This is a genomic window from Photobacterium sp. GB-50 (genome assembly GCF_003026755.1).
Classification (GTDB): domain Bacteria; phylum Pseudomonadota; class Gammaproteobacteria; order Enterobacterales; family Vibrionaceae; genus Photobacterium.
The window spans coordinates 106,154-118,649 of record NZ_PYNX01000007.1 but is presented as its reverse complement, the minus strand read 5'-3'; the positions used below and the strand labels follow the sequence as shown (position 1 = coordinate 118,649).

Annotated in this window: 7 protein-coding genes; 2 read left to right on the top strand and 5 right to left on the bottom strand. The window is 37.4% G+C overall.

What is annotated here, in order from left to right:
- Nucleotides 1-69 precede the first annotated feature (69 nt).
- The 4 genes from C9J41_RS11495 to C9J41_RS11480 form a co-directional block, all read right to left on the bottom strand.
- Entirely contained in the window at nucleotides 70-411 is a 342-nt protein-coding gene (locus tag C9J41_RS11495) for a YdbL family protein (protein WP_107207906.1), read from the bottom strand.
- A complete protein-coding gene (locus C9J41_RS22050) occupies nucleotides 392-649 on the bottom strand; it encodes a YnbE family lipoprotein (protein WP_233217752.1) in 258 nt (85 codons plus the stop codon). Before C9J41_RS22050 ends, C9J41_RS11495 begins: the two co-directional genes overlap by 20 nt.
- Nucleotides 650-666: 17 nt before the next feature.
- Complete coding sequence (locus C9J41_RS11485) at nucleotides 667-4,407, bottom strand: YdbH domain-containing protein (RefSeq protein WP_107294598.1); 3,741 nt, start codon at nucleotides 4,405-4,407, stop codon at nucleotides 667-669.
- A 180-nt stretch (nucleotides 4,408-4,587) separates the two neighbouring features.
- Nucleotides 4,588-5,445, bottom strand: coding sequence for a DUF4344 domain-containing metallopeptidase (locus C9J41_RS11480; RefSeq protein WP_107207910.1), 858 nt, complete (start codon nucleotides 5,443-5,445; stop codon nucleotides 4,588-4,590).
- A gap of 273 nt (nucleotides 5,446-5,718) precedes the next feature.
- Here C9J41_RS11480 and C9J41_RS11475 point away from each other — a divergent pair, with 273 nt between their 5' ends.
- Nucleotides 5,719-7,668: a CHASE3 domain-containing protein gene (locus C9J41_RS11475; protein WP_107291011.1), complete on the top strand. Its 1,950-nt coding sequence runs from the start codon at nucleotides 5,719-5,721 to the stop codon at nucleotides 7,666-7,668.
- Between the two features lie 77 nt (nucleotides 7,669-7,745).
- On the opposite strand, the gene C9J41_RS11470 is transcribed toward C9J41_RS11475, so the two are convergent.
- Complete coding sequence (locus C9J41_RS11470) at nucleotides 7,746-10,484, bottom strand: bifunctional acetate--CoA ligase family protein/GNAT family N-acetyltransferase (protein WP_107261299.1); 2,739 nt, start codon at nucleotides 10,482-10,484, stop codon at nucleotides 7,746-7,748.
- A gap of 301 nt (nucleotides 10,485-10,785) precedes the next feature.
- Here C9J41_RS11470 and C9J41_RS11465 point away from each other — a divergent pair, with 301 nt between their 5' ends.
- The gene (locus tag C9J41_RS11465) at nucleotides 10,786-12,474 is read left to right on the top strand and encodes a GGDEF domain-containing protein (RefSeq protein WP_107294597.1); all 1,689 of its coding nucleotides are present in this window, start codon (nucleotides 10,786-10,788) and stop codon (nucleotides 12,472-12,474) included.
- The last annotated feature ends 22 nt before the right edge of the window (nucleotides 12,475-12,496 follow it).

Here is a 12,496-nt window from a genome sequence, read left to right as displayed (position 1 = left end):
GAATACTGAACAGTTTAGAGTTAAATAGACTGAGTATGGGGTTAAGAAAAACTTAACATAAGTAAGGGTTTATTTTTTAACCCAATCCCCCGTTTTAGTTTGAAAATACTGTCCCGGTAAAGTTTTCTTTACCGCTTTTTCTTGTGCCATGCTAGTCACATCATCTAATGATAGATTATTTTTTTTGCTGATATGCAAGTAGCCTTGTTGGCGTTTGTTATTCACGGAATTAATTAACGCACGTAAAGACGGTGAAGGAGTAGGTTGTACACTGGCCACATACCCATTATTTGCCTCACCAATCAGTCCGTGCTGTTTAGCTTGTTGTAACGTTAATGCATGAGCCACTGACGACAATAGCATTAGCCCAGTCAGTACATTTAGAGCGAATTTAAAATACATCTTTGTCATTGAATAGCTCATTAATTTCACGATCGGCTTTCACATTGATTTCATGCTTAATATTGATGTTAAGGTTAATAACGATCGGCTTTTCTGAAAGTGCAACCTCAACCTTTGGTGTACAGCCACTGATTACAATAATACTCGAAAGGCCTAATAGCAGAAAAGCGGCTTTTACTGCTGAAAAATGACCATCAGAGCGACTCTTATTGTCTTGATTTTGGCAATGTTTGTTATAGGTAATCATATCTGGTAGTTGTCTTCTTATTCTTGAATGCCAAGTTGTTGTTTGATTTGAGCGACTAAATGTGATGAATAAATCAAATCTTTTGAGCGCAATAATTTAGGGATATTGTCATTTAAATTAATGTTTAAGTGGATCGGACGTCCGTTCTGGAAGTCTGGGCTTTGACCTTTGATTTCTGTTATTAATGAAAGGTCGCCATTTTTAGCGTAATCAAAGGTAAGAGCAATACTATTATAATGGTAATTTTCTAAAACCTTTACAATATTGAGCGGACTTGACGCGCCCGCCTCTTTAATTTTTTTATCAAGGCTTGAGCCTTCAATGTAGCGTAATACGCCGCCGGGTGTACGGGTATCGAGCGAAGCGTTACGTATCACAATACTGCCATTATCAAGTGCAATAGGAATAATACCATCCACTTTTCCTGTTAGTTCAATATTGTCTTGATCCGCAATCGCCATGACACGTTTTAAATCAATCCCCGTTACTTTTAAAGGAACTTCTTTAATATTACTCAGGCTAGTGATAGTGAGTGGTGTAATAGTGACATTTCCCCCGTAAAGCTCAGTTGAACCGTGTGCAATATGGTAATACTGTTTTGCGGTATCAAAATCAGCAACAAAACGAGGGTTTGACATCGGAATACCCAGATCAAGATAATCGGCTGAGATTTCCAGCGGTGATTGTGTTTTCACATTAGAATCAATCAGCGTTAATTCTACATTGCTATCAACGTTACCAAAGCGATAACTTTCATACGCACCTGTAATGCCTTTACTTGATAGTTCAATTGAGCCTGTAATTTGTGCATCTTTATTTATATGAATATCGGCACTCGTGGTTAATTGACCATGGGTAATATTTAAATCAATCGGCAATATAGGAATGTAATAGCTTTTGAGATCTTGCTCTGGTGTAAAATCAAATGTGTGACGCTGTAATTTTATGTGAGAGTTCCCAGTGTCAAAGTTAGCGTGTAAATCAATATCTGCAAATAAAGCCTTTCTGCTGTTTTTAAATTGATTGTTGAGGGTTAACTCATTGCCTAATAACTGTACGTGGCCATCACTGTAAATTTTACCCAGTTTTAATTGATTACGTTGAACATTAAATACAATACCGTAATCAGACCTAATGATCAGTGGCTTAAGAATAACGTCACTATCTGTATTGTGGTTTATATTACCTGATGTATCGATGATAGACGCGGTTAAAAAAGCTTCTGGATTATCAATTTCGTTACGTAATGGCGCAGTGAAATGTGTTGCTCCCGCACAAACATTCAATTGTGGTAGAGCCGTCGCTGAGTAGACGTTATCTTTAATTAACGCTTCAACACTGTATGCGTGACTATGCTTATACGGTGGAGTAGGAATACTTCGCATGACAGGATTACACACTTTAGATGACGGATCTTTATTTGTACTATCCGTATTAGGCTTCACGTTTTCTAATGACGTGTCATCGTCTAATTTCAAATCTTGGCTAAGATAAAAATTATTAACTTTGATCCCTAGATCTGCGCGATAGCGACTTAATGATGGATGCCTGTTTTCATCTGAATGAGCTCCTTCTTGGCGGTTTACTACAAATTCAGAATTCAGTGATGCCTTTGTTTCTGCTGGTTGGTAAATGGTAAATGTACCAATAGTACCTTGTTTATTTTGTGTATAGAGTCCGACTAATGAATCTAACTGGAAGTTAACATTCTTACTTTGGCTCTTTTGAAAGCCAGGAATACTTTGAACATCAACATTATCCATTGAAATATTATTCTTAGCCATTTTTGCGACTAAGAGGTTGTTAGCCCATGTTGCTACCATGTTGGTGCGAAAATTGAAGTTTTTAATCAAACTATTAGGCATGGGATAAATCTTATCGGCTTTAGCTTCAATCTCTGCATTAATATGACATTGCAAATTAGGGTAAAGACAGCTGAGATCTTTAAAATTTAGTTTGATAGCCGATTGTGTTTTTTTATTAACAAAACTAATTTTTTTACTGTCATCTTTCAAATTGACACGTAGTAGCTTGTCGTAGAAATTCACGTTAAATTCGATTTTGCCATCACTGATCATTTTAACATCAGCAAGTTGTTTGTTTTTACGTTGTTCTGCGTGCTCACCATTAAATTTTTTGAATAAGCCTGCTGGGAGAGCGTACTTGTTTAAGGCGATCTCAAAAGATTCAGGTAATTCAAATCCTACATCATAATAAGCGGTAGCAAGTTTGTTGTTAAGCAGCATGCTTTTATTCTTAGGCGCATCAATAGGAGCTGATGTTTGTTTAGCCCAAAAGCGCAGTGGGCCATTGATCTTTGCGTTAGGCAGTTCAGTTAGGCCTAGACGATCTGTAAATTCTTTGGTGTCTTTGAAGTTAGCATTACAATTGAAGTAAGTAGGTAATGGCTGTTTAAAGAGGATTTTAGATTCACAGTAAAGGTTGTTACCGTCACTGCGTGTTAGGTGGGTATTAACCCATGCATCAATTTTAGTTAAGTGACGAACTGTCACATCAAGATCGTAGGGATTAGGCGCAAGTGCTTTACCACGAACAATAAATTTCGCTTTTGTTCGCGCTTCTTCTGTGACGTTAAGATCTTTTGCTTGTTGTTTCGCTTGATCTATTGCCTTTTTTCTATCAATTTGTTTCTGTGTCGCCAGTTTTTTAGCTGTTTTCTTTTTATGCTTTTTTTGTTCAGTCTTACCTTCTGTATTTGCGAGTGGTGTTTCTAAAACCACCTTCGCATCTAAAATTAAATCACCGTAAGTAAAAGATTTCACTTTAAATTTGTGCATCGGCAATTGCGCAAGGTTGGCAATGGTTTGTCCTAAGTGGTAGCCCTTATTATTAATATCGGCACGCTCAACAAATTGCGGCAAATATTTAGGTTCTTCAATATGAAATTTATCAGTGGTTAACACCATAGAGTCTATTGGATCATGGAAATCAATCGCGAAAGCCATTTTCGTGATGATTTGCTTTTCTAAAATTGAATATAAGGTTTCCCACTCTGGAACCAAAGAGCCAATATTAATTTTGAGTGGAGTTGAATCCTTCTTCCAAGCAATAGAAAAATCACCATCGTTAAAAGGTAAACGATAATGAGGAGAGGGATTATAGTCAGGGAAAAACAGGGTTATCACACCGTGCTTTACTGTGCCAGATAATGCAATATCAGGATCACTATTAAAATCTACGTTAACATCTTCTAGTATCTGGATAGCGTTAGGCCACCCACTTACACTGTTAGTATGCAGCGCTGATGCTGTTACTTTTCGCGCATGGGCTGAAAAAAGAAAAGGTGTCTTAAAATGCGTAAACTTAAAATCAGCATCCCAAAAGTGAATGTAGTTAAGTTGTACATTGTTCTCTTTAAGCATTGATTTTGCTGCAGGAGGAAGTACCAGTTTCGTTTTTGTTGCCACTATATGATACGACACTTCTCCACTGGTTTTATCGAGACGTCGTTGAAGAGATAAATTGTTAAACTCTAATTTTGTATCATTAATACTGACAGAGATTTTCTTGGCAGAAAGACCATGTTTGAAATGTAACCCTGAAACGCTGTTAAGGTGGATCCCTTTACTGTTCAGCCAGATAGAAAGTACGACAGGCGGAAGCGTTGTGAAAAGTAAAATCGTCCAAAATAGAAAGCGACGGAATCGCTTAGGCTGCGAAACCGCATTAGTATGATCATTCTTACTTATATCTGAGTTTGTTTCTGCTTTATTATCTTTTTGACTGCCATTCGACATAGAATACAAACTCATCCGTAAAAGTGTAACAACACAATGTAAATCGTTATCATGTTATTGATATTAAAGATTATAGCCCTATAGTAAAGTGATTGTTTTTTGCTTTGTCATATTTGGGTTATTTATAGCTTTAAATATTGATTTGCAATGAATATATCATTCATATCAGCTTGCTTATCGTTATTCGGCAAGATAATGCAACCAGCCTTGATTAATGACAGAAAAATATTCAGGACAACGCTCTTTTTGCTGTTGGCGTTCAGAGACGGGTAACTCATCGAATATACGTTGATAACGGTTAGGGTTACTACCATACACTAAACATAAAATATTATAGTAACGCTGCAAGTCTAAACTGTGCTCGCTGACAAAATCCGCGTCATCAAAACTGTCTATATCCAGATCTTCTAACGCAAATAAATCGGCGGAGTTCATCGCTATTTCATCTCCTCTTGCGATATCGTTAAGTAATAGGATAGTCGCAAAGTTATCAATGGAATCTTCCTCTTTGCCTAAAATGGGTATTGCTCTATCAAGAATATAAGCATGACCAATTTCATGTAGTAGGGTATGTAATAATGCATCTTCTGTTGCTTGATTTAACTCTCGTTGATTGTTGATCAAGCCTTTATTTTTAAAACGTTTACGGACTTCAATGACAAATTGATAGGGAATGTGGATCGAATTTTTCTCAGGATCGAACAGTGGGCCATCTTTAGAACCGAACACAACCTGTAAACTGGGTGAGAAAATAAAACGACGTTGGCTAAGTTGTTTGATGGTGTCGAGTACAGGAGATTGTTCTATAAATTGTTCAATTTGTTGCTGTCCGGCTGCTGGTGGTAAAAAGCGATAAGTGATAGTTGGAGCAGGTTCAAGTGCTAATCCGTACTGATCATCAAGAGGAATGTTGGTACCAATATTTTTGGTCGTTCCTGCGTAAGTAAAATGCGATAGAAACAAAAAGCTCATGATAGTGGTGAGTAAATATAAATAATGACGTGTTTTATATCCCTCAGTGTTTAGATAGTTATACACAGTAACACCTCACATAATTCGGATAACTGTCTTTAAAGTGAAAATTATAGTGTATAAGGCATTTTTGTTAGCTAAATATGCTACGGCTTTAAAGATAATTTTATCAATACGTTTGATATTCTCAGTTTTAAAACAAATTACTGTAGTTTATAAATTTAAGTGCAATTAATTGCTTATTCTATATAAGGCTACAAGCTATGGACATTTTGGGTTAACTGAAGTGATCGCCGTCATATCTGCCGTTATTACTCAATAATAAAAGGCTAATACATTATGAATATCTCCAATATTTCAATAAGAAATAAGCTACTAATAAGTAATGGCTTCGTTATTTTTTTACTTGGCGTTTTATTTACCATTGTATGGAATGCAATTAATACAATGGAGCAAACATCCAAAAAAGTAGAACACACATATAAAGTTATCGATCATGCGAATGGGCTTGTTAGTGCGATGATTGATCAAGAAACAGGACTGCGCGGTTTTGCTATTGGTGGACAAACTGAATATTTAGAACCTTATGTGAGTGGTAAAGATAGGTTCAAAAAAGATCTTAATATTGTTAAACAATTGACCAGTGATAATCCAACACAACAACGACGGTTTGATAAAGTCGAGAGTGATGCGATGAACTGGCAAAAGTATGCAGAAAATATCATTAAGCTTCGAAAAGATATTAAAAGTGGTGAGAATGCAGCCATTGAAATCGATGAACTATTAGCTTCTGGAATGGGGAAGAAGCTTATGGATCAGATTCGAGTTGAAGTAAAAGATAGAAAGTTTGGCTATAAAAGCACTGATGTACTCCAAGCGTTAATTAATATGGAAACAGGATTACGTGGTTATATCATTAATAAAGATGAAGCTTACCTTGAGCCGTATTACATCGGTAAGAAAGAGTTAGAAAATATATTTAAATTCAACAAGTTTGAAGATAGAAACGTCAATGCTTGGATTAATAATTATGCTGAGGTTGCAATTAAGCTGATAAAAAATGGGCTTGATTACAAAGTGATGGAAGATTTATACCAAGAGCTTTCAACGAAGCAAGGCAAGATCTACATGGACGAACTGCGTACTAAAGTGAATGATATCATCGTAGTTGAAAAAGACTTAATGCAGCAACGTAAAATATCGGCAGAAAATGCTGCGGATTTAGCAACCAAAGTGATTACTTGGGGGGGAATCATTACAGCGATTCTTACCTTGATTATTGGCATTATTATTTCGAAAACCATCACTGGACCAATAGGACGAGCGGTTGTTGCCGCAAAAGAGCTCGCTAACGGTAATTTAACGATTCAAATCAAGCCAAATGGTAATAATGAAGTAGGTGTATTACTCACTGCATTGCAAACAACAGCAGATAGCTTAAAACAAATCATTTTAAAAATGAGTAATGCGAGTGATCAACTTGGAAATGCATCAGATAATTTAACCACGATAACGACGCAATCAAGCCAAGGTGTGAAAGAACAACAACATATGACAGATGAAGTGGCAGTGGCGATGAATCAAATGTCTATGTCAGTTCAAGAAGTTGCACAGAATGCCTTTTCAGCCGCTCAATTCGCTAATGAAGCAAATAGGGAAGCGCAATCAGGGATTATCATTGTTAAAGATACAATAGAAGGTATCCATCAACTTGATGAAGAAATAAACCTCACCTCAGTACGGTTAAATCAATTGGTGCAAGAGACTGAAAATATAGGTGGAATTTTAGATGTTATTCGCGGCATCGCAGATCAAACGAATTTGCTGGCTTTAAATGCTGCAATTGAAGCGGCACGAGCTGGCGATCAAGGGCGAGGTTTTGCTGTTGTGGCTGATGAAGTCAGAGAGTTAGCAAAACGCACGCAAGATTCAACGACAGAAATTCAAGTATTAATTGAAAAAGTGCAGCTAGGCACTAACGAACTAGTTGTCAGCATGGATAAGAGCAATAACTTTGTGAAAGAAAGTGTTGTGAATGCGACGAAATCCCGAGATGCGTTTGGCGTGATCAGCGAATCTATTGCCAAGATCAACGATATGAATACACAAAGTGCTAATGCTTCAGAAGAGCAAAGTACAACGACTGAAGAAATAAATAGAAACATGGAAACGGTGAATATGATTTCTCAGCAAAGTGCTCAAAGCGTTAATGAAACCGTTAAATCCACCCAAGAATTATCTGATTTATCATCACAGCTACATTATATAATTCGTCAATTTAAAGTTTAACGTTAGATGTTGAATATAAGCAATAAAATCAAAAAAGGCAGCAATTTGATGATTTCATCGAATGGCTGCCTCGGAGATTAGCTATCTTTTTTGTCAGTAAGTGGAAGTAGCATTTCCACAATGCCATCTTCTAGTTGTACATCAATGCTAAAACCGACTTTCTCTGCAAGATGGATCATCCCGCGATTTGACGGCATCGTCATTCCCGTTAAATATTGCAATCCACGTTGTTTACTGTATCTCACTAACTTGTCCATTAAGATACTGCCAAGTCCTAATCCTTTCATATCAGAGCGTACTAGAATCGCAAACTCGGCATCGTGGTTTTTAGGATCAGATAATGCCCGAGCAACACCTAAAACAACATCTTCTTTCTCATTTGTATCTGGGTTGATATTGGCATTTTGTGCAACGGCAACAAAAGCCATCTCACGGTCGTAGTCTATTTGCGTAAACTTAGCGAGTGCTTCATGGTTTAGCTCGCCGACATCAGAGAAAAAGCGTTTATAAAGATCTTCAACCGAAACCTTAGACATAAAGGTTTTATGTAACGGTTCATCTTCAGGCAAAATAGGGCGCAATAGTAAGGTTTGACCATCTTTGAGCACACAACTTTCTTCGTACTCTTTAGGGTAAGGACGTATCGCAAGGCGTTTTTGTTTATCACCACTGAAAGATTGAATCTCCATTGAGGCATCTAACACAGTGAGATCACTACCGCTGATTAATAATGGATGAATATTAAGGGCTTTGATCTCTGGGCAATCGATGATCAAATGTGAGATCTTAACCAATAAATTACACAAAGCAGGAATGTCTATTTTCTCTAATGCACTGCGCTGTTTGATTTTTCCTGTTTTTAGAGCATCGATCACCATATAACGAGCCAGCGCCATATTTAATGGTGGTATACCTACTGCTGCGTCACGGTGGATATCCCAATGCGCATTATCTTCACCCATTAAGATCACAGGGCCAAAGATCGGATCATTATGTACATCGATCCGCAATTCCTGTGCCCCTGAACGATCTGCCATACGTTGTACTAACAATCCATCAATACGCGCAGTGGGGTAAAGCATAGTAGCCCTATCAAAGATAGCTTGCGCTGCGGTTTCAACTTCTGCTGCGGTACGTAAATGAAGAACAACGCCATGTATTTCTGATTTATGTCGTATATCAGGAGAGCGTAACTTAACCGCAACGGGATAGCCTATTTGCTCAGCAATATGAACGGCTTCAACAGCATCAAGCGCAATCCATGTTGGTAGAGTATTAAAGCCATAACATTCTAAAATCGGGCGAGCTTCATGCGTTTCTAAATGATGAATATTATTGGTCAGCATGATATTCACTAATTCATGGACTTGATGTGAATTATGATTGTCATAGCCAACAGAAGCCGGTGTTTCCATCAGTTGCTTTTGGTTACGTCGGTATTCGACTAAATGCATGAAAGCGGAGACTGCGCTTTCAGGAGTGCGATAGGCAGGAAACCCTGCTTCTGTAAAGGTTCTTCGTGCTATAGCCGCTTCGTTTTCACCTGCCCAATTAGTCAATATATTAAAACGTTTAGTCCGAGGGTGCTGGTGGAGAGTGTCAACGAGTGCTTCAGCGGTCGCTGTATCGGGCGCAATAGCAGATGGACTGTGCATGATCAATAAGGCATCAAAATCATCACTGTCTAATAAGATCTTAATTGCCTGTTGGTAACGCGTTATATCAGCATCACCAATAATATCAATGGGATTAGAGTGAGACCAAGATGAAGGTAACACAGCAGAAAGCCGATTAATGGTTTCAGGACTGAGTTGGGCAAGTTTTCCACCGCGATCTGAAAGCGCATCGACAGCCATAATTGCAGGCCCGCCGCCATTGGTTAAAATCGCTAAGCGCTCGCCTCGTAACGGCACAGAGTGGGCAAGTGTTTCAACCGCAGCAAACAGTTCATGAGTATTGTTTACGCGTAACATACCTGATCGCCTAATCGCAGCGTCATAAACCGCATCTAAGCCAATATCACCACCGGTATGGATATGTGCAGCAGAGCTGCCCGCTTGTGTTCGGCCACTTTTTAACACCAGTATTCGGCGGTTACGAGCAGCGGCCCTAGCGGCAGACATAAAACGGCGTGCATCTTTTACCGAATCAATGTAAAGCAAAATCGCTTCTGTTTTAGAATCTTGGCATAAGGTATCTAATAACTCCGCAAAGTTAATATCGCAAGCATCACCGAGTGACAAAAAGGTAGAGAATCCAATACTCTTATTTTTTGCCCAATCTAAAATAGTGGTACAAACAGCCGCCGATTGAGAGATGAAGGCAATATTTCCTTTATTAGCACTTATAGGAGAAAACGATGCGTTCAAGTTTAGCCACGGTAAGATCAATCCCATACTATTAGGGCCGATTAATCGCATTCCATATTCTTTGGCTTTTGCCAACATTTGATCTTCAAGGCTTGGCTGATGGTTTGGCGTAAAAGGGGCGGGGTTTAACTGTGGATTATTCATTCCTGCCGCAAGAATAATAGCAGCTTTAACGCCTTTCTTACCCAGTTGTTCAACGATATCAATATTTAACTCAGCCCGAGTACACACAATAGCTAAATCAGGGACACGCGGTAGGCTAGCAATATCAGGATAAGCGAGAATACCTGCTACCGCATCATATTTTGGTGTGACAGGCATAATAGGACCACGGAATTGATCGGATAAGAGATTCCGAATAACCACATTACCGGCACGCGAAGGGTTATCTGATGCGCCAATAACGGTAATTGATTTTGGTTTGAGCAAACGTCTCATCCCATCCATGATCGATATCCTTTATAGTTAATAGATAAGCTAGTTATAGGATAAACCTGAATCAGATAAGATGGAAAACCTAGCCAAAGAGCTGTGATCTGAACGTAATAAATTCATAAAGAGATAAAGCTAAGAGGATCATTAATATCGATACTTGACTAGATAATTACACAATTCATTCAATTAACATTATTTTTTATCAATAAGTTATCTAATTGTTTTTATATAGATTTTGTTACAGTTTCTTTTTGGAGTATTTTTAACTGTTGAATTATTATTCATTAATATAGAACAAGAAAGAATAATAAATATGCTATCTAAATTTACATTCCACTATCAGCCCAGATATATCAACGGCGAAATCTCATCTTATGAAGCGCTATTATGTGCTGCCGAACAATCGATTAATATTCAAAACTATGTCAATGCTGTAGAAGATACTGTGAATTTTGATCTCATGGTTATTCGTCAGGTACTTGAGCAACGTGGAGTTAATCACTGTGCGTCAAAGATAAGAATTGCGATTAATATTTCAATTAACAGTTTGATTAACTTTGAGTTTATTAAACAATGTAAAGAAATCTTCGCTGTTGAGAAAAATGTTATATTAGAATTAACGAACCATGATAAGTGTCATGATTTTCGTCAAATTCAAGCGGCAATTGCTGAATTAAAAGCCGTTGGTGTGAATTTTGCGCTGGATGATTACGGCAAAGGCTATATCAATAGTGAGATGTTGATTCATCTTGATGTCGATTACATTAAATTAGATAGAAAATTAATTGAGAATATAGATCAAAGCTATGTCGCCTATTCGTTAGTAAGAACAACTTATGAAAAAATAGCTAAAGTTCTAGGTAAAAGAATTATTGTTGAAGGAATAGAAACCTTTGAACAGTTGAATTTGCTAAAGCAGTTTGGAGAGATGGAATACCAAGGTTTCTATTTTTCCAAACCGTTACATGTAGATAAATTGCAACCAACAAAGTCCTTGTCAGTTAATGAAAAAGGGCAAAAGTCTTTATGTTTAGCACTTGATCAGGCGATTTATGAACTTAATCGTTCTAAAAGCCCACTAGAAGCCAGAGCGGCGATAGAAAAGTTAACTCAAATTGATCACTATAATATTATCGGTGTGAGTCCCAATAGTTTTGATGTTTATGCAGAGCAACAAAGGATCAACGAGAATTATAAAGAGATCTTAGAAAACTGTAATAGTGCACCTTCTTTACTGATGTCATCACTGATTAGTACCTGTGATGCATTTGTCATTATTCGTGATAATAACGGTAATGCGATTTATAACAATCAAAAGCATATTGATTACCTTAATATGGATTTAGTTGATGTACCTGTTGATGAGGTATGCAGAATATTTCCTGATTACCGTACTTGCTTAGCGCTAGATCAAGAATTACTTAATGGTAATAGTTGTTTCATTACATCAAATGAAACCGTAGAAACAGACAATGGTAGTCAGTTTTTTCAGACTTATCGCCAAAAGTTAACCCACTTTGGCCAAGACTTTGTGATTTGTAGTGTCTATGAAGATAACGGTAATATCTCGATTGATAATTTAACGGGTTGCTTTCAAAAAGATTACTTAGAATCAAGCTATGTTAAACATAGCCAACAATTAGTGTTTATTGATCTAGATGGTTTTAAACCTATTAATGACTCGTACGGACATAGTAAAGGCGATGAGGTTCTACGTGATTTTGCTTACACTTTGAAAACTATGTTACGTACGAATGATGTCATGATTCGTTTTGGCGGCGATGAATTTATATTACTGTTCGATAGTCTATACGTTGATGTTGTAAGTAAAAGAATGGAAAAAATACGTACTAGTATTGAAGAGTATTTTTCAGCTCAAGAACTATATCTGAGCTTTTCATATGGTATTGGCACCTTAGATGATGGTGTTAAAGCTGCACTCAACATTGCAGATCAGAATATGTATGAACAGAAACATATTCGAAAGTTGGCTAAGCAGTAATAAAAAAGAGATCGCTATGATC

Coding starts and splice junctions, on each gene's coding strand:
- C9J41_RS11495 (WP_107207906.1), bottom strand. CDS start 411: ATGACAAAGATGTATTTTAAATTCGCTCTAAATGTACTGACTGGGCTA.
- C9J41_RS22050 (WP_233217752.1), bottom strand. CDS start 649: ATGATTACCTATAACAAACATTGCCAAAATCAAGACAATAAGAGTCGC.
- C9J41_RS11485 (WP_107294598.1), bottom strand. CDS start 4,407: ATGTCGAATGGCAGTCAAAAAGATAATAAAGCAGAAACAAACTCAGAT.
- C9J41_RS11475 (WP_107291011.1), top strand. CDS start 5,719: ATGAATATCTCCAATATTTCAATAAGAAATAAGCTACTAATAAGTAAT.
- C9J41_RS11470 (WP_107261299.1), bottom strand. CDS start 10,484: ATGGATGGGATGAGACGTTTGCTCAAACCAAAATCAATTACCGTTATT.
- C9J41_RS11465 (WP_107294597.1), top strand. CDS start 10,786: ATGCTATCTAAATTTACATTCCACTATCAGCCCAGATATATCAACGGC.